This window comes from Myroides sp. NP-2 (assembly GCF_014145665.1).
Lineage (GTDB): Bacteria > Bacteroidota > Bacteroidia > Flavobacteriales > Flavobacteriaceae > Flavobacterium.
On sequence record NZ_JACHTD010000003.1, the window covers coordinates 184,588 to 209,565 of the forward strand.

Sequence of the window (24,978 nt, forward strand, 5' to 3'; positions counted from 1 at the left end):
CGGTATAGAAGAAAACCTATTTACTGCCTTGTAAAATAAAAGAGAAGTCTCTTTTTTAACACAAACTAGCATCCCTTGTACAACACAATAAATAGGTCTCTTTATTTCAGTCAATTTGTTCGTATACGTTGTTTCTCTTATTTGATATATTCTAAGATCAAATAGTAAGATCCTTCAGGATACACTGTAGTTAAAGAGTTAGCTACACCAATAGTTATCAAAGTCTGACTGCCAATGATTTCTTTACTTACAATTCCTTCGTTAATTGCATTAGTCGCTTTATTGATTAGACGAACTTGCAAAATAACCTCGTTAAGCACTTCATTAATTAGCACTTCATTTGTTTTTTCAGCCAATGTAATATCCCATACGCGTTGTGCAATTTTCTTATTTGTGCCCAACCATTTTTCTTCTTTGATAGTCTCATCATAAGTATAGTCAACGATTGCTGCTGATGTTGCCTCATTAACAATTGTTTTAAATACTTGGTTGTCTCCTAATTTGGTAACAAACTCATTGTTCTGTGCTAAATGGGTAACAAACTCACTGTTCTCTGCTAAATTGGTTACAAAAACCTCATTCTTCGCCATGATCTCTCCTAAGACATCCATAGACACTTGGAATTCAACATCATCTGTATCAGTGATAGTCAAGAACTCCGTTGTTGCTACAAACGATTTGATTTTTGTATTTCCTAAAACATCCCAGCTAATTGCAACTTCATTGTATTCCTCGTCATAGTAGAAGAAGGAAGCACTTGTTACGTCATAACCAACGTTTCCGTATTTTCCTGTTAACTCCTTGATGATGTTTTCAATGAATTCGTTATTGTTGGTAATTTTAGTTACAAATTCAGCGTTTTCAGTTAATTCAGTAATAAACTTCTCATTCTTAGTTAAGTTCGTTACAAAGACATCATTCTTCGCCATGATCTCTCCTAAAGTATCCATAGACACTTGGAATTCAACATCATCTGTATCCGTGATAGTTAAAAACTCCTCTGTTGCAACAAACGTTTTGATTTTTGTATTACCTAAATCATCCCAGCTAATTGCAATTTCATTGTATTCGTCGTCATAGTAGAAGAAGGATGCACTTGCTACATCATAGCCCACGTTTCCGTATTTCCCTGTTAACTCCTTGATAATGTTATCAATGAATTCGTTATTATTGGTAATATTAGTTACAAATTCAGCGTTTTCAGTTAACTCAGTAATAAACTTCTCATTCTTAGTTAAGTTCGTTACAAAGACATCATTCTTCGCCATGATCTCTCCTAAAGTATCCATAGACACTTGGAATGCAACATCATCTGTATCCGTGATAGTCAAAAACTCCGTTGTTGCTACAAACGATTTGATTTTTGTATTTCCTAAAACATCCCAGCTAATTGCAACTTCATTGTATTCGTCGTCATAGTAGAAGAAGGAAGCACTTGCTACATCATAGCCTACGTTTCCGTATTTTCCTGTTAACTCATTGATGATGTTTTCAATGAATTCGTTGTTCTCTGTAATCTTATTTATAAATTCACTGTTGTTGGTAATATGCTCAATAAATTCAACATTATCACCTAATTTTGTAATAAACTCCTGATTTTCAGTTAAGTTAGTTACAAACGTCGTATTATTTGCAATATCTTTAACTGCTAGAGAAACACTATGTCCTTGCGTATCCGTAATAATTAATGATTCCTCATTAGTAACGGTATCCATTCCAAGAACGAAAGTGTTGTTTTTTCTATCAACAAAGGTTGTTCCTGAAAGCAAAGGCGTCCAGCTATTGTCTTTCCAATAGTAGAAACCAGCTTCCATTGTAGGAATACCAAGGTGATATACTAATAAACTCTCTACCATTTCACCCTCAATAGAAGTACGGTCAGTAAGTCCATTTAACGTTAAGCGAGGAAGTAAAACCCCTTTATTTGATGCTACAACATCTAGTTGCGCAGCGGCTGCTGCTTTTTTAGTACCGATACCAATTTGAGCAAATGCTGCTCCACTTAACATAAGTGCGACGAATGGAATAATTCTTTTTATCATATTCTATTTATTGATTTATTTAACTTTTAATTTTCCTTCACAAAGATACCTTCATAACATTATATTCAACAACACCTTGTAAATATTACGAATAATTTAATTATTTAGTTAAATTAAAAGTTTACATTTTGATTTTATTGATTTTTATTAATTTTAACACAAAGCCAAAAACCACAGTTTTAATCGCAAAAATTCACTACAGCTAGCTAAAAAAATCTAGCATAAAGAATAGTAGGTATTTTTTAGGTACAGTTTAAGTAACACAATCACAAAATGTAGGGGAGTAAAAACGAAAACAAAAATTAATTTTTCTCATCGCTTTTTAGAAGCAAACCCCTTAAAAAAAACAGCTTTTTCAAAAAAAAACGTTAGGTAAGTGATAATTTTACGTAAAACCAATCAAAATTGTCTCTTAAAAAAATGATTGGATTGGAATGTAACTGCATGAACTAGCCACCTGACAACAAACTACTGTTAAAACAGTACGTTTTTATCAAGATAGAATGCTTTTTCTTTAACTAAAGAACAGCAACGCTAAAACAAGGTGATGATTCTGTATAAGTCAGGTAAGTTTAAAAATCCTTACCCCTTTATATCGGCCGGATTACACAAGAAATGGCAAAAACGGCGATACGTTTCATGCTAATCTAACTTAGTAATCCGTCAGATTCTTAATATTAGGTAAGAAAGCTCCGCGAATACAAAAAACTTCTCTTACATCTTTAGGCTCAACCGAGAAATTTTCAAAAGCAGGGTTATCACTTACAAATAAAAGTTCGCCTGTTTCTGTGTGACGTTTAAATCGATAACACAAAATTCCTTTGCCCTCTACAACTAATAAATAAATATGCCAGGGTTTCATTTCAGTTAACTCAATTTGTTTTGTCAACACATAAGAACTTACCTTAATCGTAGGGTACATATTTTCAACCCCAATTTGAAAGGCCATATCAATTTCTTCTTCCGTTGGAAAAACACAACTCGGTGAGGTTCCACAACATTTTTCCGGATTGAGAAAATATTCGATATGGTGATCGACCGAAATCATCTTTACTCTTCTGTTTTCCAAATCAACATTGAGTACAGAATTGGGATGAGCCAAAAACAAATCGTTTAAGTCGATTTTGTGTTTTTTACACACCTCTATTATTTTATCATAACGCAAAGTTTCTCTTACTTTCCAAGATGATAACGTATTCGGTTTTATACCTAACAAGTTCGCTAGTTCTAAATCGTTCTTGTAACCGAGTAGTTGTTTTAATCTTTTAATTACTTCGTTTGCTTGTAACATAGTTTTTTTCTTTTCTCTTTTTCTCTTTTTGTATATGGAGAATATTGTTCTATTCTCTAAATTCCAATTATCTTGCCAAAAAAATCGCACAGCTTGCATTTATGGCAAAAAAATAGGTAAAAAAAATCAAATTAAATTACAAACAACTGATTTTCAATTATTTATAATTTTATTTGTTTATTTTATTTAACTTTTTTTTAAGATTATTTTTTTTCATTACGCAAATAAATAAGGCCAAAAAATATATTCCAAACCTAAAAAAAGGCTTCAAATTGAAGTAAATCGCAAAATATCACTAAAACTTATCCTGTTGTATTCAGAATTGCGTATGTAACAGTATACTTTTTGGGAAGTGCAGTATGCGCCTCATACACCTAAACAGAAATGCCAGTACATACCCCTTATTGGCCTCTAGTTTATTATTATAAACAAAACAAACAAATTTAAACAATTAACAAATAAATCGTAGCATACATCTTATTTTTACCACTAACACTTTATTTTATAAGAAATATCATAATAATTAAACATATTTTAATAAATAATAAACAAACTATCAATTTATATCTATTCTAAAAACCCTAATAACTAAAGGTTTAGACGGTTTAAATTCGCTAAATGCCATTTTTAACAATAAACTCCATATACCCCTTCACTTAAATCTCGTAATGTGAGAAAATAATCACAACCCTCGATTTTGAAAAATAAGTAGTAGCCCTATAAAAAAAGAGCCTCATTTTTAGATAAAACTCCCCAACAAGAAGCGAGTTTGTAAAAATCTGCTTCAATTTATAGCCTGAAAAGATGATGAGCAGCTGAAGTTTGTAGTTTTCCAAAAGTGTGAAAGCGAAAACAGTGCTAAAAAAAGTACTCCATTCAAAGTAAAACCAAGAGGAAGAGCGGTTTACAATACGCCAAAGAAATTCCTCTCCTCTAAGCGCTCGTTTTACTCTATATTGTGCGACACATACTGCATCAGCAACAAGAACGTCTTATTGTTCCTATTTGTTGTTCTAGAACTCCCCTATCGCCCGCTTTGAAGTTACAAGCTATTTCTTTAAGGTTGAAGTCGGGAGGTATACAGTACACCTCCATCCTGAGTTCATGCCCCCTCTATTACAAACAAGCGTATGAATAGACTCAGCTCGAACAAAACTCAAACGAAAGCAGATGAAAACTATACGCATCCAAAAAAGAGGCTGTCTAAAAAGTCTAAAAAACAAAACCCGATCGCGCGGATTTTCAATCCGTGGGATCGGGTTTTGTTTGAGTCTTGTTCGGGTCATGTTCGAGTCAGCTTCGGTAAATCGAGGATAAACCCCCGTAAATACACAGGTTTACCGAAGAAGACCCGAAGAAAAGTAAAACTAAAGCAAACAAACAACTGAATAACAGCTGTTTGTGCTGTTATTTGAAGGAAAAACAACACCATTTGTGCTATTGTTTACCAAATAGTGGAAAAACACGAAAGGGGTATTGCTGGTTGATTTCGACTGATGTAGGTTGTTAGTGTATTCCCGATCGCGCGGATATGATAATCCATGCGTTAGGTATTTGTAAATCCGCGCCATCAGACGAAGCTCGAACAACAAAAGCCAAACACACCCCAAAAAAAAAGAGTGTCCATTGGGGACACTCTCTTTATCTAGTTCTATTTTATTTTAATTCGAAACTAATCGAAACGGAAGAATTTATCTCAATCTCACCAACAGCTAATGTTTGATCCATTTCGCCATCTGCTGTGGCAGATTTTAACGCATACATCGGTCTGAAAACAGGGGGTGGCATGGAGCCTCCACCATCAGTAACGCTTAGTACGCTACCTACTTGCTGTCCTAACGCCTCTGCATAGTCCTCCGCTTTTTTCTTCGCCTCTTTTACGGCTAATTTGCGCGCTTCTGTTTGATACGACGCCAATTGAGAGGATTTGTACTCTACTCCATCAATGCGATTGACTCCATTTGTCATCACTCCAGCGATTAAGGCTTCGTATTTTGACAAATCTTCTACAGTAACTGTAATCGTTTGAGTCGCTTGATAATAGTCTTTTTTATCGGTATAATCCGTATAGGAATAAAAACTTAAACGTTGTGTTTGAATGTTTTTTTCTGGAATTTTATTGGCTTTCAAATACTTTAAAACGCTAGCTACACTCGTGTCATTTGCTTTTTTAACTTCATCCGCCGATTTTCCTTTGTGTTCTATGCCTAAGCGAACAACCACCTGATCCGGTACCGCCTGTACTTTTCCTACTCCTTGTACTTGTATTTGTGGCACACTGCTAACCGCTGCGCTTTGCGCTTGGCCCGAAGCTCCTACTAATAGGGCTACGCTTCCTATCCATACTTTGTTTTTCATGCTCTCTTTTTTATACTTCGTTTATAACAAATATAAAAATTCCAACGGGCATAAATCGTACTTTTTTTGGATTAACGCAAGTTTAAGACAAACAAGGCAGTACTACCTCGCCGACGGTAAGCCGTTCCGAATCGACCCGTTTACCTTTTTACTATGAATAAAATATTAAAATAGGATTTACTGCTAGTATGCGTACTACTCACGTCAAAAGTCAATTTACCGTCATTGCTAATAGAAATTGTATTGGGATTGATAATGCTTTCGTCAAAATCCGTAATTACGTAATCCAATTCATTGCGTTGATATAGGCGATCAGTTCCTGCAATTGGCAATACGTCGAGGGTATAACCTGGGTTTGATATAAAATTAGCATTTAAACTACGGGTAAACTGTCTTTCATATTCTGCATATAAATCGACTTCTTTTCTTTGGTTGGCTTGAATAGAAATATTAAACGAAGGCAGGTAGAAGAAGTAGTTAATATTTTGAACGATGTCTTCTGTAGGTAAATCTTGTTTTTCCCACTCCACTCCATTCCAAATATACATTCCCTTTGTAAAACCATTGGTTGTACTGAGGTTATATACTTGTAGTCCGATATGTTTTTCTTTAATCTTAGAGCTTGCATTGTTTACCCACTCCGCATCTGTTGTTGCAATAAAAGGCTCTAATGTTGTGCTATTTACCAACAGTACACGAGGCAATAAGAGTCCCCCAGTTGTAGCTGTTTCGTTATTGATGCCTGGCGTAATTCGATCCTTGATATCCAACAGGGCAGCGCGATTGGCAATACCTTCTGAACCAATAGTAACTTGCGCCCATGCTGTAGTGGACAAACCAACTAAAGCGGTAAATAAAACGATGATATAAGTGGTTATTTGTTTCATTATAATTGATGTTTTTATTCGAATTGTTATTGTTTTTCTTTTCCTTTATGTACAACAAGATAAATGTTTAAGAAGGACGATGAATCTGGGTTTATATTGTGAACAGTATACTCCATAACTCCTTCATCACTAATGCCGTGTATGGTTATAATATTCGGATCATAATGGGTAACGACGTAATCTAATTCATTCCTTAGATACGTATTGCTAGACAAGAATGCCCCTTTATTTGGTATAGTCGTAATAAAGTAATTGGCATGCATATTCTTCACATATACTTGATACAGGTCAACGCTCAATCGTCTAGTAGAAGCATTATAAGGATCAATTAATGGTAAATTGAAAGCTGGCAAAGGAAAGACAATGCGATTAGGTTCACGTATGATCAATTCTTTCATTACCTTTTCCCACTGTGTGCCATTCCATACATAAGCTCCTGGTTGAAAGGCCGACGTACTACTGAGGTTATACACTTCTAACCCGATATGTTCTTGCATTAATTCACTTTTCTTCCCTGCATCCGTCCATTGGGCATCTTGTGTATTTATAAAAGGCTCCAACGTATGCAAATCCACTAAATTAACGCGTGGCAACAACAATCCGCCAACGGTGGTCGTTGTATTATCGCTTGATGCCTTTTGACTTTTGAGATCCAAAAGCGCAGCGCGTTCGTTTGTATGTTCCATACCAATGGTTACTTGTGCCTTCACTGCTGTGGTAACACCAAACAACAAACAAAGTATTCCTATTTTATATTTCATTATCATTTTTTTTAGGGTTGTTCCAAACTAGTATTCCACATTTTTTAAATTGTGATTGACAGGTAAATAACAACTGTACACAACCGTATACACCGATTTTTCTTCCTCTGGAATTGGTTGTCCTGAAGTGTCTAATGGACGTACGCGAATCAGATAGTTTCCTGGTTTTTTGAAGTAGTGTCTCAATTCACGAGCACTCGGAATAATTTCTGCCCCTCTTCCTTCTCCGAAATCAACCTCTATATAAGAGGAGTTTGTATTCAGTACAAATACGGCTTCTTCACCTACACAAAGGGTTGAAGGACCATCAAATCCCAAAAAGAATGAGGAAGCAAAAGTAGGCAATCCCAATCTGGTTCCAGAAATTCCATCACCTCCCTGTTCGGGAGTTCCACTATTTCCAGTCCCTGGTGATAGATTTTCTAAGGCATATATTTGCGTAGTCAAAGGCTCATTAGGTGTTTCAAACATATACATCAACGAAGTCACAGGCTCGTTAATATTACTAGAGCGCATCATGGTCATATACATTCGCATATCCGGGCCTAATTGCATGGCTCCAGGCCAACCTATACGGGTGGAGGTTCTATAGGTTTTTAAAATACGTGTATCTCCTTGTAACAATTTTTCAAATTCAAAAACATAAGCGATGATTTCTGAATCAATATTCGTTCCTCCTGTTGCAGCTGTACTGATGTATAAGTATTTCCCATCAGGCGAAAACTCCCCTCCGTAGGTTTGAAAAACAGGGCGAGCATAAGGAATAAAAGCACGATAATGGTTCATATTGCTAAAGACCCCTGTTTCATTGTCAAACTCTCCCCAAAGAAAATCGTCCTTTTCATGGAGCATTAAGGCAAAATGATCGCCTTGAGGAGATATTTTGAGATAGCCGTAGGCTCTTTCCGTTGCAGACATTTTAAGATTTGGAATTTCCGATACAACAGGTGTATTGGAAACACCGTCCTCTGTCACTAACCAAGCGACCAAATTACTCGGTTTCAACCTTCCTGCTCGATCAACAGCGACAATCCAGTAATCTAGACCATTGGCGTGTCTTGTAGCCATAAGCGATTCAGAGAAATTTTCTTTTACTGTTCCAGGAGGAAAAGTGAATTGGCGATTCTTTGGCAACACAATTCCGCCTGCTCCTCCATTTGCTTCACTGTCTAGTATACTATAAGCAAATCCACTAGTAGTATCAGTCGCCGTTCCAATCGTAATGACAATATATTGGCTTCTGTGACGAGGATAAGGAATAACAAACCCTGCTTGAGCGGCACTATAATTACCTTCTAAGTCAGTGGCTCCAGGAACAACCTCGTGATTGCGATTGTAAATCGTGCTTCCACTAGAATAAAACATTAAATTCCCACTTGGGTCAGACAACGTAAAACAACCTTCCCTTGTGCTCATTGGAAACATTTCTGGTCGTTCGCTCACTGGCTCATAGCGGGTTGGAATACCCGTTAGCTGCACTTTGCGATGTGGTGCATTCATTACATACGCTTCAAAGGTTTGGGTGCGATTCCAAGTAATTCCTTGACCAGATCCATAAAACCAGTTAAAAGCTTCTCGTTGTGCTTGTGTTGATAAGCTGATCAACAGAAATACAACAACAGTATATAGGTGTATTTTTTTCATTTTCATTTTTTACGATTAACAGACTATTCAACGATAACCTTGTGAATATTAGGATTCACAGGTATCTCAGGTGACACAGGAGCCGTACATGCCTCTACAACAACATCGATCTTTTTATCTTCATCCGCTGTTGGCACATAGCCACTTGTGAAAAATTCTACTTTAACTTGGTATACCCCCGGAATATCATAAGTGTAACTCGTTGTTAAAGTACCTGCCCTTGTCGGTATTCGTACAAATTTTGGCGGTTTTCCGTCTCCAAAATCCCAATACGTTATATCTGCTTCAAGGGATTTAAAGCGAATATCTAAGGTATAATCGCGTTCTACATCTCTACAGGCTTTTTGGACTTCTTGCGTCATAATGCGATTTTGAGCACGCCCAGCCTGGCGGTCCGGCAAAGCTTCGTAATACTCCATCCGATCTTCCGCATTTAAGCGGTTTAATTCGGCGATTTCTAACTCTTTTTGCGCCTGAATTAACTCAGGAGTCAGCCTTGTCGATGACTGCTGCCGAATAACAACAGTTACGTCCTTTTCTTGTGCATAGCAGGCACTTTGTCCAGGAAGACAAATAAAAATTCCTCCCATAAGGAAGAATAATAGACTTTTTTTCATAGTAATTTTATTATGATAGTTGATAGGATAACACTTATTTTTCACGTCCACAGCAAGTGGTGATTGATGTTGATTTTTTACGCTAAATACCTATCAGCTAATGAACAACGAAATTACTACTTTTTTTTACCTTTTAATGACACCGAAAAAGCCAACACTAAGAAATTAAGGCAATTACAGTTACAACATTCTACACAAAAGGCAAAAAACAATATTCGCACCTCGTGGATTTTAAAACAATCGCCTTATTTATACTTGCTTTTTGCGATATGAATACCCTAGTACTTACTAAAAAACGCAACCTAAAAAAAACGGTTAAGACGGATAAAAACCACCCTATTTCACCTATTTTTTTTATAAAATTTATGTTTTATTTAACATAATTGAGCGTAAAAACAGCTAAAATTCCATACGAATTATGCTGCATATTTTGAAAATCCCTCTCGTTTAAAAGTTAGACTTCTAGCTTTTAACCTAAAAAAAACTAAAAAAATGAAAATTTATAAAAATTAACACAGAAAAAGTTAGTATTTACCGCAAACCATGGCCCACAGTGCGATTAGCCGACAAAAACCAAGTTGTAGAGCAACTGCGGTTGCTAAGGGCTGTAGTAGTTGGATTCCCCTTGTGAGAAAAAATAAACAAAAAATCTTCTACCAAACAAAAAGACCGTTCTTAAAGGGCTTAGGCATACTAAAAACTAGAGTTTGTTTGTGCGCACCATAAGTAAGAGTAGCGCGATGGGTATCAAGAGTAAAAAGATCAAAAACGCTTGTTGTTGCAAGAGCATAGGATAGCGAACTAGGGTAAGGACTAAACCACCAATTGCCCCTCCAAAATGAGCTGCATGCCCTATATTGTCACTGTTCTTTTTCATTCCATACAGGCTGTACAACAAGTAGGCAATCGCAAAAATATAGCCTTTAATTCCAATGGGAATAAAGAATAAATACAATTTTAAGTCGGGATACAGCAATATAGAAGCATATACCACACCCGTAACACCACCTGAGGCCCCTACTGCGTAGTATTGGGTGCGTTTTTGATACAATTGATAGGTCAAGATATTGCCAATGGCGATACTCAGCATATAGATCAAAATAAAGTAAAAACTCCCACTAATAGCTACGACAATACCTGCAAACATATATAGGGTAAACATATTGAAAGCGAAGTGCATCCAATCTACATGCAAAAAACCAGAAGTAATCAACCGATACAGCTCACCCTTTCGTATGCGATCTAAGTCGAAATTGTACTTGCTAAAAAAAGAGTAGTCTTGCAATCCTTTATACGTAACGAGTCCCGTTGCAACCAAAATAACTAAAATAATTGGGGCTATATCCATCTTCTACCGTTTAAAATCCATCCACCTCCTTAATTTATGTGTGGATTAACGGGCTAAAAATAGTCTAAATCCAGTATCTTTGCTAGTAAATTATACCAAAAAAATGAAGTTAGTAATCTACTATATCGCTTATCCTATTCTCTGGCTTATATCGAAATTACCATTTCCTATCTTTTACTTTGTATCTGATTGCTTTTTTGTACTGCTCTATCACATCGTGCGCTACCGCCGCAAAGCGGTAACCGAAAATATAAAATTGACGATGCCACACTTATCGGATCACCAAGTTCAACAAACAGTCAAACAGTTCTATAAGCATCTGTGTGACATTTTCTTAGAAATGATTAAGACCTTTACGATCTCAGAAGAAGAGCTGAAAAAACGCTTTCAATTTACCAACCTTGACACCATACTCGAGGTGGAAAAACAAGGGAAAAGTGCGCTGCTCTTCTGTGCACATTACGCCAATTGGGAATGGCTCATTATTTTGGATAAATTCATCAGTTTCCAAGGATATGCGGTATATAAAAAACTGGCAAACCCTCACTTTGACAACCTATTCCTAAAAATACGCACCCGATTCAATACGCGCTTGGTGGAAATGAAAGAAACCATACGCGTAATCCGCCAAAATGAAGTCAATAAAAATCACGGAATATACGCCTTCATCAGCGATCAATCTCCGATGATTGGCGATGCCAATTATTGGCAAGACTTCATGGGGATTGAAGTTCCCGTTTTTACGGGTGGTGAAGCACTGTGTAAAAAATTTGACATGGTGCCTATGTACCTCAAAGTAGACTATGTGAAACGCGGGCATTATCAAGCGACATTCGTTCCTCTTTTACAACCTGGTGAACAAGTTAAAGAGGTACCGAATTACGAACTGACCAATCGCTTTCTACAAGAAGTGGAAAAACAGATTAACCAAGCACCTGCTTACTATTTCTGGACACACAAGCGATGGAAACACCGCGGTAAAAAACCCGCCAATATTAAATCCTTTCACTAAAAAACACCTGAGTTATACGCTGTTTAAAATTTGCATTTTGTACCTTTAACTGAAATTACGCATATTATGACACATATAGAAAAGCTAAACGCAATACGCTCTTTAATGAAAGAGCAAAAGATAGACGCTTATATCATTCCGTCTTCGGATCCACATATTAGCGAGTATCTACCGGAATACTACAAGTGTATTGCTTGGACTTCTGGTTTTACAGGATCAGCAGGAACGCTGGTAATCACCCAGCAATTTGCTGGTTTATGGACCGATTCTCGCTACTTCGTACAAGCCCATGATCAGTTGGCTAATACGGGCTTTGAACTAGTAAAGCTACGCGTACAACATATGCCGGAATATGTGGAGTGGATTGCCGCTCAATTTACAACGGGTGGAACTGTTGCTTTTGATGGAAACCTCGCTTCTTTAGCCGTGGCTAATGCCATTCAATCAACCTTGATTCCCCTCGGTTTTACCATTGACGGACATGTAGATTTACTAGCGCCTATTTGGAAAAATAGACCTGCATTACCAACAGAAAAAGCCTATACTTTACCTGTTTCTACAACAGGAGAAAGTACAGCGGATAAATTGGCGAAAGTAAGAGCTATCCTCAAGCAAAAAAGAGCTACTTGCCATATTGTATCTTCCCTAGATGATATCGCTTGGCTCCTCAATATACGCGGAACGGATGTTCCTTGTAATCCGGTAACCTTAAGCTTTTTTTATATCGATGCAGAAAAAGCTACCTTGTTTATCGATGAAACAAAATTAGACGAGGCCACAAAACAAGAACTAAACCGTTATGGAATTAGCCTTGGCGCGTATACAGCGTTACCACAAGCAATCGCTGCAATTCCTGCAGGAAGCACTATCTTATTGGATCCTAAACGCACCTGCTTTGCAACCTATGACAGCGTGCCGTCTACCATTACAATAAAAGAAGACCTAAACCCTTCTACCTTGTTAAAAGCAATTAAAAATGAGGTTGAAATTGCCCATGAGAGAAAAGCCATGATCAATGACGGGGTAGCCATGACTAAATTCTTCAAGTGGATTGAAGAAAATGTTGCTTCAGCTACCTTAACCGAACTGAATATTGCCGATCATTTACTCCAATTACGCGCAGCTCAACCTGGTTTTAAAGACATTAGTTTTAATACAATTGCAGGATACAAAGACCATGGGGCACTACCCCATTATTCAGCAGATGAAAAGAGTAGCTACGACCTAAAAACAGAAGGTTTACTCTTAGTGGATTCGGGAGGACAATACGAAACAGGAACTACAGATATTACGCGAGTTGTTGCCTTAGGAACACCAACACAGCAGGAAAAAGACGATTACAGCATTGTATTGCGCGGCACGATTGAAGGTTCAATGGCCATCTATCCAAAAGGAACGAGAGGATATCAAATCGACGCCATTACGCGTAGACCCATTTGGGCTACCTTGAGAAACTATGGACACGGTACGGGACACGGTGTTGGATTTTTCTTAAACGTACACGAAGGACCACACGTATTTAACCCTACTCCAACGGATATCGCAATCGAAAAAGGCATGATCACCTCTATCGAACCCGGACTATACCGCGAAGGTAAACACGGTATCCGAATTGAAAACCTAGTTTTAGCCAAAGAGCTAGAAGGAAATCAATTTGGTGATTTCATGGACTTTGAAACGTTGACTATTTGTTATATCGCTACGGACTTAGTGGATAAAAAGTGGTTGGAACAACCTCATATTGACTGGTTAAACCAATACAACGAATGGGTGTACAACAGCTTAAAAGATCTTTTATCACCAGAGGAAGCTGCCTGGTTAAGAGAAAAAACAAACGCTATTTAAGATAAAAAAAACCGCCTCAAAAGGGCGGTTTTTATATTATATCTCATTTTAAATCTGCCAATTGATCGGTGATTTTCCTACCTCAACTAAGTAGGTATTGATCTTGGAAAAAGGCTTACTCCCGTAAAACCCTCTATAAACCGACAAGGGAGAGGGATGAGCCGTTTCAATCACAAAATGCTTGTTGCGATCAATCATCTTTCCCTTTTTTTGAGCGTAACTTCCCCATAGCACAAAAACAACGTGCTCATGAGCACTGGCTACACGTGAAATTACCTCATCCGTAAATGTTTCCCACCCTTTTTTTTGATGAGATCCCGCTTTAGATGCTTCTACGGTTAATGTTGCATTGAGCAATAAAACACCTTGTTTCGCCCAGCTGGATAAATCGCCATGGTGGAGATTTCGAATGCCTAGATCGTCTTCTAATTCCTTGAAAATATTCTTTAAACTCGGAGGAAACTTCACCCCTTGATGAACAGAGAATGCCAATCCATTGGCTTGAAACTCACCGTGATAGGGATCTTGACCCAAAATCACTACTTTAACCGCTGAAAAATCAAGGCACTCCAACGCGTGAAACACCTGTTCTTGCGGTGGATATATCGTCTTTTCCTCTCGTTCTTGGGCAACAAATGCCTCTAATTTTTTAAAATATGGTTTGTCGAATTCATCCTGTAAAACCGAATTCCAACTTTTATTTTGTATGCTAAAACTCATTATTCTATATACACCGTTCTTCTATAAGAGACTACTTGGGACGCGTCTCTTGCTTCTATTAATATCTGATTGTATTCGTTTACCCCCTTCTTCGGATTGATAATCTGTTGACGAACCACCCAGAAAAACTCTTTCTTGTCTGGATCAAATTCAAATGACACAAAATCAACTGGTTCAAACTTCGTTTCGGTTTCTTTGGCTATTTGTAAAACTTTACACACATTCAAACTGTAATCAATAGCCAATTTCTCCTCTGTCTCTGGGAAAGGCAAAGGTGAAATAATCTGTTGGTAGTCGTTTAATGCAATGCCTACACAATAATTTACACCCGCTGTCGGTTGAAAATCGTAGTAAAAAAAATACTTCGTCATGCATTTCGCCATATCCACAACAGGATAACGGGATTCAAATTTACGAATACTATCGTACGCACTTATACTAACACCTTTAAACTTTAGCTTGCTCACCAGCTCTTCCCCTACTTTAGTTACCAAAAGCGCTTCTAAGTTTTTCTTTATCTCTGCAAATCCATTAGGTACCATAGTCATCGGTCTATTGCTATAATGATAGCCCGTCGAAGATTCTTCCGCATCAACAAAGTAATTGTAATAAGGACAAGGATCAATAAATAAATCACTTTGATAACTTCCCCCTATTTTTACTTTACTTTCAGCTAAACATTGGGCCTGTATTTGAAAAATACTTAAGAAAAGTAAAAAGACCGATAGATATAATTTCATGATATTAATATTTCATTAAGAAATCAAAAATATAAAACTTTTCAAATATTCCATGCGATTCAACATTTAATTTCTCAAATAGTGAATCGTTGCGGTAAACTGTCCAACGTAAACTCTTCCTTCTCAGGTAAAAAAAAACAACATAAGAAGGTGTAGAACGACCTCTATGTTGTCTTTTTTTATTGTATTCTGACAAGTCATTGTGTATCAGATGATCTTGACTAGTTAGCTATGTTCCATTTATTCTCTGCCTCAGGACCACCCCATAGTAGGGTAGCAAGATGAGGGTTGTCTATAAAAGGGTTTCTATTTCCTTGAATGTCTGGTTTGCTTAAATACTCATTGCGCTGTATTTCAATGGTTGAAACGGGATCTGTTGCATTCCATTCCAAGAGCAAATTAATCATATTTGCATCGTTTTTATTGGGTTGACCGAGGGCCACATTTTTGGGCAAACACTGATCTGGATAGCGGATGTACATATAGAGCATCATACGCGCTACATCTCCTTTCCACTCGTCTCCAGGATACCATCCTCCTGGAACATCTCCAGCAGCTCCCGACCCTTGGGCAAATTTTTTATTGCCTCGTTGGGCATTCCACTGCACATCGGCAGGTCGGATGTGATGGGCATCTTCATTTGCGCCTGTGCTTGATTGTCCTAGCTTAGGCGTCCCCAACGAACGCGCATAGGTGTGCTCTCTATTCCATTGATGCTGTCGTCCTCCATGTTGATTCTTACCTCTAGCATAGGCATTTTCCCCCTTCAATACTCCTTTTTGACCATAAAGCAGGTAAACTTCATTGGCAGCCGGAGTGAGATCGGTAACCTTTAACACCTCCCACAATCCGCCATACGAAAGACGATGGGTGTGTTTTGCGCGAGTGAGATGAGTGAGATCAGCCTGTAAACTAGCCTGATCTTGATTAAAATTGACCTCACTATAGTAAGACGCAATAGCATCGGGAATAGCATAAATTGCTGCGCTTTGTTTCGTTGAAACAATGGATTGCATCTCATTTTTCGCTTCAGTGGAATGGGTACCTTTTTTAGTACATCCACAGCTCAAAAGCACAGAAGTAAACAAAACAACCGCTAAATACTTTCTCATCATCAAGGAAATCTCTATTATTTAACGCGTTCTAATAAGGCCATGTAAAAACCGTCAAATCCTGTTTGGTGAGCCAATACTTTATGATCCTTAATGAATTTGAATCCTTGTCCTTGTTCAGAAGCTAAGAATTTTTCAATCTGTTTCTCATTTTCAGACGGCAAAATAGAACAAGTAGCATACACAACTTGTCCGCCTACTTTTACAATTTTTGTATAGTCTTGTAAAATCTGCTGTTGCACTTGTTTAATTTCCTCTACAAATGCTGGTTGTAATTTCCATTTTGTATCAGGATTACGCTTGATTACGCCTAAACCACTACACGGTGCATCAATCAATACGCGATCAGCTTTTTCGTGTAATTTTTTAATGGTTTTAGTTCCTTCAATAATGCGGTATTCAATGTTAAAAGCCCCATTTCGTTTGGCTCTTATTTTGAGTTGTTTTTGCTTGCTCTCGTAAATATCCATGGCAATGATTTGCCCTTTGTTTTCCATTAACGAAGCCATATGTAGGGTTTTTCCTCCTGCACCTGCACAGGTATCTACCACGCGCATTCCTGGTTGAACACCTAAAAAAGGAGCCACCAATTGAGAGGAAGCATCTTGTACTTCAAATAATCCCTCTTTAAACGCATCCGTTAAAAATACATTCGCTCTTTCTTTTAGGATCAACGCATCTGGATATTCTTCAGGCTGAAGCGTCTCAATGTCCAAATCCATTAAAATAGCATGTAATTTTTTACGTGTTGTTTTTAAAGTATTCACGCGTAAAATAACTTGTGCTTGTTGATTTTGAGCTGCAATTTCTTTAGCCCATAGTTCTTCACCCAGTTCTTTTACCCCCAATTCATCCATCCAATCGGGAATCGCCTCTTTGAATTTTCTGATTTTACTTAGTTCGTCAAATCTACCTTTGATTCTGCGAAGTGGTGCATTTTCAAAATACTTCCAATCCGGCAAGTTATATCCTCTTAATACAGCCCAAACCGTAAAAATACGCCATGCATCATCGCGAGTATAAGGTTCTTTTACTTCTGCAATTTCGGTGTATAATCTCTTCCAACGCACGATTTCGTATATCGTTTCTGCAACGAATTTGCGGTCTGCACTTCCCCAACGCTTGTCTTTTTTCAAGGCACGCGCAACGACTTTGTCCGCGTATTCCCCTTCGTTGAAAATTAATAAGATAGAGTCAATAACGGTAAAAACTAAGTTTCTGTGTAATCTCATTATATAATTAAATAAAATAGCCTACAAATATAGGTCTTTTGTAGGCTAGGTTTGGTAGATTTTGCTATTTTTTATTTATAGCTTATTATTTGTCTTTATACTTTTTGAGTAATTTTCGATTAAAATCGTCTTCTGCTTTTTTGAGTAAGAGAATTTTTTTGTTCGATAAGATCTTCTTACAATCAACAATAAACTGTTTTCGAACGGAACAATAGTCCTCTTCAAAGGTCTCTATCGCTTGTACTTTTTCTGTCGCTTGTTTTTCTGTTAGGTTTTCAATATCCTGAGTCTCATTAGATTTAAGATAATGAATAACCGCTGAATGTCTTAACTTGGATATCTTGCTGTCATAAGTATTATAAAGTGGCCAAAATTTCTCAGCTTCCTCAGTTGTTAGATTCAAAACAGAGGTGATATGAGCTATTTTTAATGATTTTATTTGATCCGAGGAGTGCTGCTGCGCAAAACTGATAGACGAAAAGCTTAATAGGATAAGTAATAATAAAAATCTTTTCATAGTATAATTAGTCATTTAAGTAATAGTCAAGATCGATATTGGTTTGAACATACTCATTAATCTCATTTTGATTAATTTGAATGCTTTGTTCAAGTTCTTTAATGTCTGCTTCGTCAAAAGCCTGAATAAATTCGTTGGACAACGTATAGGAAGGGTTGTACTCTAAATACGTTTCTAAATCTTCATGGCTAATAGCGGCATTCAGTTGTATTTTGATAAATAAACCCACCCCTAGTAAAAGCGCTATGGTAGCAGCGATAGCAATAAAATAGGTCGGTGTGAATGGAATAATACCCTTTGACTTAGGTTTTTTCTCTGCGATAATTCGCTCAAAAAGACGCTGATCAAAGGATTCCAAGTACCCATCAGGTAGGTTGAAACCGTCTTTTCTATCGTTAGGTGCATTGTGGTTCGTTATCATTTTTATATGCTTATACTATTTAGACTGATTTTTTGTACAAAGGTTTAATGCGTTTGTAAAAATAATTCTATTTTTTTTACTGCGTGGTGATAGGAAGCTTTTAATGCGCCCACAGAGGTATCGAGAATTTCGGACATTTGGTTGTAGTCGAGTTCTTGAAAATAGCGCATTTTAAATACCAACTGTTGTTTTTCGGGTAAGGAAGCGATGGCTTGATGCAGTAAGGCCGTTGCTTGATCCCCGTTAAAATAGGGGTCAGCTTCCAGCTCATCTACCTTTTGTTGGTTGTATTCTTCTGATGTAATTTTGTTTAACCTGCTCTTTTGTTTTAAGAAATCCAACGCCTGATTGGTGGCAATTCGGTACAACCAAGAGGAAAGCTTGCTATTGCCTTTAAAACTTTCGATGTTTTGGAATGCTTTGATAAAGGTTTCCTGTAAAATATCATCCGTATCGTCGTGATCTAACACCAAGGAACGAATGTGATAGTAAAGCCTTGCCTTGTTTTGCGTAACAAGATCGCGAAATGCTGCCTCTTTCGTATTGGCATGTTGTAGTTGTTGTACGAATTGTTCTTCTTCAGATGCAGACAAGGTGTAATGTTTATTTTTTATAGGTAAGGTGTGAACGTAAAAATAGTAAAAAGCACGTAGGCAACGTTATAAATTTCGGAATATTTCGTTTCAGCAAGACAGAATGGAGTCACAAGACTACGTCAATGGGGAAAAACCTCTTACCTTTACGCAAAAAAATAGAAGATATGTTACGCACGGTTATTTTTGATATGGACGGGGTAATTGTAGATACTGAACCCGTACATCGTTACGCTTATTATTCACATTTTGACGAATTGGGTATTGAGGTAACTGAAGATATATACACCTCTTTTACGGGATTATCTACCAAAAATACCTATCAAAAAATAAAGGAACTCTTTCCGGTAGAACAAGAGGTTTCAGACTTAGTCTTGCGCAAACGCGCTTTGTTTAACGCTTCTTTTGATACAAAACCGGATTTGGAACTCATCGAAGGGGTAAGAAATCTTATTGTTAGCCTACACCAATGCGATATTGAATTGATTTTAGGGTCCTCGGCATCAAAAAGTACGATTCACCGCGTATTTAATCGCTTTGAATTATTCCCCTATTTCACACATATCGTAAGTGGAGAGGATTTTCCGAAATCTAAACCCGATCCTGCTATCTTTATCCAAGCGGCTTCATTGGCAAAAGTAAACGACAAAGCACATTGCTTGGTGATTGAGGATAGCACAAATGGCATCAAAGCAGCCAATGCAGCAGGTATTAAAGTATTGGGATATAAGAGTCAGAACTCCAAACAACAGGATTATAGTACCGCTGATTTTGTTGTGGAATCCTTTTTAGACCTCCAACCCGATCAATTAATTCATTTGTTTCAATCCCTTTAGAATCTCAACGAATAGAAATAGGCTGTAGGTTTATGTGGAATAATTTTTATACTACGCTTATTTTTTTAATTTTGCATTCTTAATGAAGTTAATTCTAGCATATGTTTCATAGGTATATTAAATTAGGTATCGCAGCACTATTACTAGCAACGGCTGTTTGGCAATTTTCAGAATCAAATATTGGAAATGGAATTTTTCTCTTGTTCTTGATGGGGCTTGTTATACTCTTGTATTTTAAAAATGAGTTCATCCTGTTGTCTTTCTTAAAATTGAGAAAACAAGATTTTGAAGGAGCAGAAAAATGGTTGAAGCGAATTAAAAATCCTGAAACAGCTTTAGTGAGAAAGCAAAACGGATACTATAATTACTTAATGGGTATTATGACCTCTCAAACCAATCTAAATGCTTCTGAAAAATACATGAAGAAAGCCATTGAATTGGGATTGAATATGGATCAAGACTTAGCTATGGCTAAATTGCAATTAGCGGGAATCTCAATGACCAAACGCAGAAAAATAGAAGCGACGAAGTTATTAAGCGAAGCACAAAAATTAGATAAACAAGGCATGCTAAAAGATCAAATCAAAATGATGAAGGAGCAAATGAAACGCCTTTAAATATAAAAAACCACTTGAAAACAAGTGGTTTTTTTTTGTTTCCTATTCTAAAGGAGAAAGCTTAGGAACGATGATTTACCTCATTCTTTTCTTTTCGAACAAACATCAGTTCTTTCACTTTTTCTTTGTCTTCTTTTTCCTTTTCCAGGTCGAACATCGTTCCAAAGACACGATCCCAAAACGTATTGCTCACGCCGAAGCCCAATTCTTCATTTTTATAATGATGTAAGTGGTGGTTTCTCCATAAGGGTTTCATAAATTTAAACGGGGGTGCAAAAGCGTGAATGGCATAATGCATGGAAGCGTACAACAGATACCCTATGATAAAACCAGGATAGAAACCAAACGTATAGGGTCCTAGGAGTAAGTATTGCAAGCCAAACAAGAGAGAGGCAAGGATAATGCTCGGTACGGGAGGCATAAACAGACGCTGTCTATCACGTGGATAATGGTGGTGATTGCCGTGCATGATATAAGCAATACGCTGTAGATTTCGTTTTTCGCTAATCAGGTGAAACAAGTAGCGATGGGCTAAGTATTCAAAAAACGTCCAGAACAACATTCCACCTAAAAAAAGTAAAATGAGGTTCTGAACGGATAATTGATAATCGGTATAACCTAAATAAACCACATACGACAAAAGTGGAATATACATCCCCCAGATTACAGCGGGGTGTCCTTTTGTCAACATTTCTAAATAGGGGTTTTCAAATAGTCTCGCTTGTCCTTTGTTGTTTATTTTGTCAAATTTCATATTTCTTAACTACTTTTCTAGCTAAGATAAAAAAAATTACCATTTTAACACAACACTTCCCCAAGTAAAACCACTTCCGAAAGCGGCTAAAACGACTAAATCACCTTTATTAATTTTGCCTTTTTCCCAAGCTTCAGTTAAGGCAATGGGCACTGATGCGGCTGTTGTATTGCCGTATTTTTGGATATTATTGTATACTTGATCGTCTGAAAGTCCAAATTTTTGTTGGATAAATTGAGAAATTCTCAAATTCGCTTGATGTGGAATCAACATATCAATATCGGATACTGCTAACTTATTCGCTTCTAATCCTTCGAGGATTACTTCGCTGAATCGCACCACTGCATTTTTGAATACAAATTGGCCATTCATATGAGGCATATAGCTCAAATCATCTGGATCGTTGTCTTTCAAAATATCAGACACCCATCGTCCACCCATACCTGGTGCGAGTAGAGCTAATTCTTCCGCATGTTCTCCTTGGGAGTGAATATGCGTAGATAGAATACCAGATTCATCATCAGATCGCGTTAAAATCGCCGCTCCTGCTCCATCACCAAAAATCACAGATACCGAGCGACCTCTAGTCGTCATATCTAATCCGGCTGAATGTACTTCAGATCCTACCACTAAAACCGTTTTATACATGCCCGTTTTAATGTATTGATCCGCAATAGACAGGGCATAAATAAACCCTGAACACTGCGCACGGATGTCCAAAGCAGCCACAGTATCTAAACCTAATTCCTTTTGCAAGAGCACCCCTGGACCAGGAAAGTAATAATCAGGACTCAACGTAGCAAACACAACAAAGTCGATATCTTTAGCTTCTACTCCTGCACGCTCCATCGCCTTTTTAGCGGCTTTTACACCCATACCCGAAGTAGTGTCCTCTGCTAAAAGCTTATGTCTACGCTCATGGATTCCTGTTCGTTCAACAATCCACTCGTTATTGGTGTCCATTATTTTTGACAAATCGTCATTGGTCACTACGTTATCGGGTACATAGTAACCTAGACCCGAAATCTTTGATCTAAACATACTTATCTGATTTAATTTGTTAAAGCAAAGGTAAGTTTTTTGTGTATTGTAAAAAACATCCTCACAAAAAACGGTTTCTTTTTTAAATATTCCACGTATATTGCTCATATAAACTAAAACAAACAAAAAAATGAAGATTTTAAAAACTTCTTTATTCTCTCTTTTTTTAATTACATCTATGTTTGCACAAGAAAATGTAACCTATCAAAAGCCTTCACAAGAAATTTTGCAACTAGCAGAATTCGAACGTGCCCCATCCATCTTTATGGATAGCAAAATGGAATACATGCTTTTGAGTTACCGCAGCACCTACAAAACGCTCGATGACTTAAACGTAGAAGAAATGCGATTAGGCGGTTTACGAATCGATGTAAACACCAATATTTCCAGCACTTTAACCTATATTGAAAACTTAAAAGTCAGAAAGGTAAAAGACAAAAAGGAGATTCAAGTGAAGGGATTACCCGCTAATCCGAGAATTTCCAACGTGACGATTTCTCCTGATCAAACGAAAATAGCGTTTACCAATACAGTAGCTACAGGCGTTGAATTATGGGTATTGGACTTCAAAACCGCTGAGGCAAAAAAGCTAAGCCAAGCCAATTTGAATGCCAATTTAGGGAATCCTATCACGTGGATGAAAGACAATGAGCAAATACTAGTTAGCGTAATTCCTGCGAATAGACCCGCTTTAATTGATACAAAAAAGAACTTACCTACAGGACCGATTGTATCGATCAGTGAAGAGGGCGTTGTTTCTCAAAACAGAACCTACCAAGATTTGTTGAAAAACAAAACAGATGAAGCTAATTTTGAAACCTTGGTAACATCTGAACTGTATTTAATTGACTTAAAAGGAAATAAAAAACTTTTCAAAGAGGCTGCGATGTATGCTAGTGAATCGTTTTCTCCTGACGGGAACTATCTCTTAGTAACGACCTTAGAAAAACCGTTTTCATACCTAGTACCCCTAAACCGATTTCCTATGAAAACAACGGTTTACAAAGCAGATGGTACTTTGGTAAAACAAGTAAATGACGTTCCTTTAAGCGAGATTATGCCCAAAGGTTTTATGGCTGTTCGCGAAGGAAAGAGAAATATGCAATGGCGTGCAGATCAACCGGCAACACTTTCATTTGTTGAAGCTTTAGACGGTGGAGATCCTGCTAAGGAAGCGGAATTTAGAGACGAAGTATTTACGTGGGAAGCACCCTTTACATCAGCGCCAAAATCACTGGTGAAATTAGGACAGCGCTATGCGGGTATTACTTGGGGGAATGACCAAGTTGCTGTAGTTGCAGATCAATGGTATGACACGCGAAATATCAGACAATTCTTGCTTAATCCATCAACTTCTAACCCCAATCCTATTAAAATTGAAGATCGCAATGAACAAGATGTGTACAGCGACCCTGGAACATTTGAAACTAAGCGAAATGAATACGGCCGTTATACCTTAGCTATTGAAAACAACAAAATGTTTTTACTTGGTGATGGTTATACACCCAAAGGACAATTCCCTTTTATCGATGAGTTCGATTTAACCACGCTTAAAACAAAGCGTCTTTACCAATCGACTTATACAACGAAAAAAGAGAACATTCAATCGATTCAAGACATCAAAAAAGGATTGGTATTAGTTTCGATTCAGTCGCCAACAGAATATCCGAACTACTACTTTAGAAACATCAAGAAGAAAAACGATTTGACTGCGATTACGGACTTCAAAAATCCATTTGAAAGCTTGAATGGGGTGTACAAAGAAGTAATCACTTACAAACGCGAAGACGGACTGGAATTATCGGGTACACTCTACTTGCCAGCCAACTACGACAGAAAGAATAAAACAGAAAAATTACCTTTACTCATTTGGGCTTATCCGACAGAATACAAGGATAAAAACAGTGCAGGACAAGTTACATCAAACTCGAGTGAATTTACCTTCCCTTACTATGGATCATTTGTGTACTGGGTAACGAAAGGCTATGCGGTATTGGATGATGCAGCTTTTCCTATTGTAGGAGAGGGAACAGAAGAACCTAATGACACCTATATTGAGCAATTGGTAGCTAATGGTAAAGCTGCTATTGATGCTGTAGATGCTTTAGGTTATATTGATCGTTCAAAAGTGGGTGTTGGTGGACATTCTTATGGTGCTTTTATGACGGCAAACTTATTGACGCATTCGGATTTATTTGCTGTGGGTATTGCGCGTAGTGGAGCGTATAACCGAACGTTGACTCCTTTTGGATTTCAAACAGAGCAACGCAACTATTGGGAAGTGCCACATGTGTATAACACGATGTCACCTTTCATGAACGCAGACAAAATGAAAACCCCTATGTTATTAGTGCACGGAGAAGCCGATAACAACCCAGGAACCTTCACTTTACAAACAGAGCGTTACTTCCAAGCGTTAAAAGGATTAGGAGCACCTGTTCGCATGGTCATCCTACCGAAAGAAAGCCATGGGTATGTAGCCAAAGAAAACATCTTGCACTTGCTATGGGAACAAGATCAGTTTTTAGAAAAATATTTAAAGAACAAACAATAGAATAAAAAAGCTCAGCATTTTTGCTGAGCTTTTTTT

At 37.4% G+C, this 24,978-nt stretch carries 22 protein-coding genes; 5 read left to right on the forward strand and 17 right to left on the reverse strand.

Annotation, left to right across the window (positions count from 1 at the left end; genetic code table 11):
• Positions 1–137 precede the first annotated feature (137 nt).
• The 8 genes from H4K35_RS04590 to H4K35_RS04625 all read right to left on the reverse strand — a co-directional run bounded on the left by H4K35_RS04590 (position 138) and on the right by H4K35_RS04625 (position 10,948).
• Positions 138–2,042: a hypothetical protein gene (locus H4K35_RS04590; protein ID WP_182626210.1), complete on the reverse strand. Its 1,905-nt coding sequence runs from the start codon at positions 2,040–2,042 to the stop codon at positions 138–140.
• A gap of 652 nt (positions 2,043–2,694) precedes the next feature.
• Positions 2,695–3,333 (reverse strand): helix-turn-helix domain-containing protein, encoded by a 639-nt coding sequence (locus H4K35_RS04595; RefSeq protein ID WP_182626211.1) that lies wholly within the window; start codon positions 3,331–3,333, stop codon positions 2,695–2,697.
• 1,656 nt (positions 3,334–4,989) lie between these two features.
• Positions 4,990–5,691: an SIMPL domain-containing protein gene (locus tag H4K35_RS04600; RefSeq protein ID WP_182626212.1), complete on the reverse strand. Its 702-nt coding sequence runs from the start codon at positions 5,689–5,691 to the stop codon at positions 4,990–4,992.
• Between the two features lie 140 nt (positions 5,692–5,831).
• A complete protein-coding gene (locus H4K35_RS04605; RefSeq protein WP_182626213.1) occupies positions 5,832–6,578 on the reverse strand; it encodes a hypothetical protein in 747 nt (248 codons plus the stop codon).
• Between the two features lie 26 nt (positions 6,579–6,604).
• A complete protein-coding gene (locus H4K35_RS04610; RefSeq protein WP_182626214.1) occupies positions 6,605–7,339 on the reverse strand; it encodes a hypothetical protein in 735 nt (244 codons plus the stop codon).
• A gap of 27 nt (positions 7,340–7,366) precedes the next feature.
• Positions 7,367–8,983: a hypothetical protein gene (locus tag H4K35_RS04615; protein ID WP_182626215.1), complete on the reverse strand. Its 1,617-nt coding sequence runs from the start codon at positions 8,981–8,983 to the stop codon at positions 7,367–7,369.
• 23 nt (positions 8,984–9,006) lie between these two features.
• Positions 9,007–9,600, reverse strand: a complete 594-nt coding sequence (locus H4K35_RS04620; RefSeq protein WP_182626216.1) for a hypothetical protein — start codon at positions 9,598–9,600, stop codon at positions 9,007–9,009.
• Between the two features lie 700 nt (positions 9,601–10,300).
• On the reverse strand, positions 10,301–10,948 hold the full coding sequence (locus tag H4K35_RS04625; protein ID WP_182626217.1) for a rhomboid family intramembrane serine protease: 648 nt from the start codon (positions 10,946–10,948) through the stop codon (positions 10,301–10,303).
• 103 nt (positions 10,949–11,051) lie between these two features.
• Here H4K35_RS04625 and H4K35_RS04630 point away from each other — a divergent pair, with 103 nt between their 5' ends.
• Together H4K35_RS04630 and H4K35_RS04635 are read left to right on the forward strand one after the other, a co-directional pair.
• Complete coding sequence (locus tag H4K35_RS04630; RefSeq protein ID WP_182626218.1) at positions 11,052–11,960, forward strand: lysophospholipid acyltransferase family protein; 909 nt, start codon at positions 11,052–11,054, stop codon at positions 11,958–11,960.
• 66 nt (positions 11,961–12,026) lie between these two features.
• Complete coding sequence (locus H4K35_RS04635; RefSeq protein WP_182626219.1) at positions 12,027–13,805, forward strand: aminopeptidase P family protein; 1,779 nt, start codon at positions 12,027–12,029, stop codon at positions 13,803–13,805.
• A 48-nt stretch (positions 13,806–13,853) separates the two neighbouring features.
• On the opposite strand, the gene ung is transcribed toward H4K35_RS04635, so the two are convergent.
• The 7 genes from ung to H4K35_RS04670 form a co-directional block, all read right to left on the reverse strand.
• Positions 13,854–14,525, reverse strand: coding sequence for a uracil-DNA glycosylase (gene ung, locus H4K35_RS04640; RefSeq protein ID WP_182626220.1), 672 nt, complete (start codon positions 14,523–14,525; stop codon positions 13,854–13,856).
• Positions 14,525–15,265: a hypothetical protein gene (locus H4K35_RS04645; protein WP_182626221.1), complete on the reverse strand. Its 741-nt coding sequence runs from the start codon at positions 15,263–15,265 to the stop codon at positions 14,525–14,527. The genes ung and H4K35_RS04645 overlap by 1 nt, the downstream gene beginning before the upstream one ends.
• A 221-nt stretch (positions 15,266–15,486) precedes the next feature.
• Positions 15,487–16,380, reverse strand: coding sequence for an endonuclease I family protein (locus H4K35_RS04650; protein WP_255492364.1), 894 nt, complete (start codon positions 16,378–16,380; stop codon positions 15,487–15,489).
• Positions 16,381–16,394: 14 nt separating this feature from the next.
• A complete protein-coding gene (locus tag H4K35_RS04655) occupies positions 16,395–17,609 on the reverse strand; it encodes an RsmB/NOP family class I SAM-dependent RNA methyltransferase (RefSeq protein WP_182626222.1) in 1,215 nt (404 codons plus the stop codon).
• An 85-nt stretch (positions 17,610–17,694) separates the two neighbouring features.
• Positions 17,695–18,126: a hypothetical protein gene (locus tag H4K35_RS04660; RefSeq protein WP_182626223.1), complete on the reverse strand. Its 432-nt coding sequence runs from the start codon at positions 18,124–18,126 to the stop codon at positions 17,695–17,697.
• Positions 18,127–18,133: 7 nt separating this feature from the next.
• The gene (locus H4K35_RS04665) at positions 18,134–18,547 is read right to left on the reverse strand and encodes a hypothetical protein (protein ID WP_182626224.1); all 414 of its coding nucleotides are present in this window, start codon (positions 18,545–18,547) and stop codon (positions 18,134–18,136) included.
• A 44-nt stretch (positions 18,548–18,591) separates the two neighbouring features.
• Positions 18,592–19,140, reverse strand: a complete 549-nt coding sequence (locus H4K35_RS04670) for an RNA polymerase sigma factor (RefSeq protein WP_182626225.1) — start codon at positions 19,138–19,140, stop codon at positions 18,592–18,594.
• Between the two features lie 167 nt (positions 19,141–19,307).
• On the opposite strand from H4K35_RS04670, the gene H4K35_RS04675 reads away from it, so the two are divergent.
• Together H4K35_RS04675 and H4K35_RS04680 are read left to right on the forward strand one after the other, a co-directional pair.
• Entirely contained in the window at positions 19,308–19,976 is a 669-nt protein-coding gene (locus H4K35_RS04675; RefSeq protein ID WP_182626226.1) for an HAD family phosphatase, read from the forward strand.
• A gap of 101 nt (positions 19,977–20,077) precedes the next feature.
• Complete coding sequence (locus H4K35_RS04680; protein ID WP_182626227.1) at positions 20,078–20,593, forward strand: DUF2892 domain-containing protein; 516 nt, start codon at positions 20,078–20,080, stop codon at positions 20,591–20,593.
• Positions 20,594–20,654: 61 nt separating this feature from the next.
• Here H4K35_RS04680 and H4K35_RS04685 read toward each other — a convergent pair whose 3' ends face one another.
• Together H4K35_RS04685 and H4K35_RS04690 are read right to left on the reverse strand one after the other, a co-directional pair.
• Entirely contained in the window at positions 20,655–21,347 is a 693-nt protein-coding gene (locus H4K35_RS04685) for a sterol desaturase family protein (RefSeq protein WP_182626228.1), read from the reverse strand.
• Between the two features lie 36 nt (positions 21,348–21,383).
• A complete protein-coding gene (locus H4K35_RS04690; RefSeq protein ID WP_182626229.1) occupies positions 21,384–22,388 on the reverse strand; it encodes a 3-oxoacyl-ACP synthase III family protein in 1,005 nt (334 codons plus the stop codon).
• Positions 22,389–22,518: 130 nt separating this feature from the next.
• On the opposite strand from H4K35_RS04690, the gene H4K35_RS04695 reads away from it, so the two are divergent.
• On the forward strand, positions 22,519–24,942 hold the full coding sequence (locus tag H4K35_RS04695) for a S9 family peptidase (protein WP_182626230.1): 2,424 nt from the start codon (positions 22,519–22,521) through the stop codon (positions 24,940–24,942).
• The last annotated feature ends 36 nt before the right edge of the window (positions 24,943–24,978 follow it).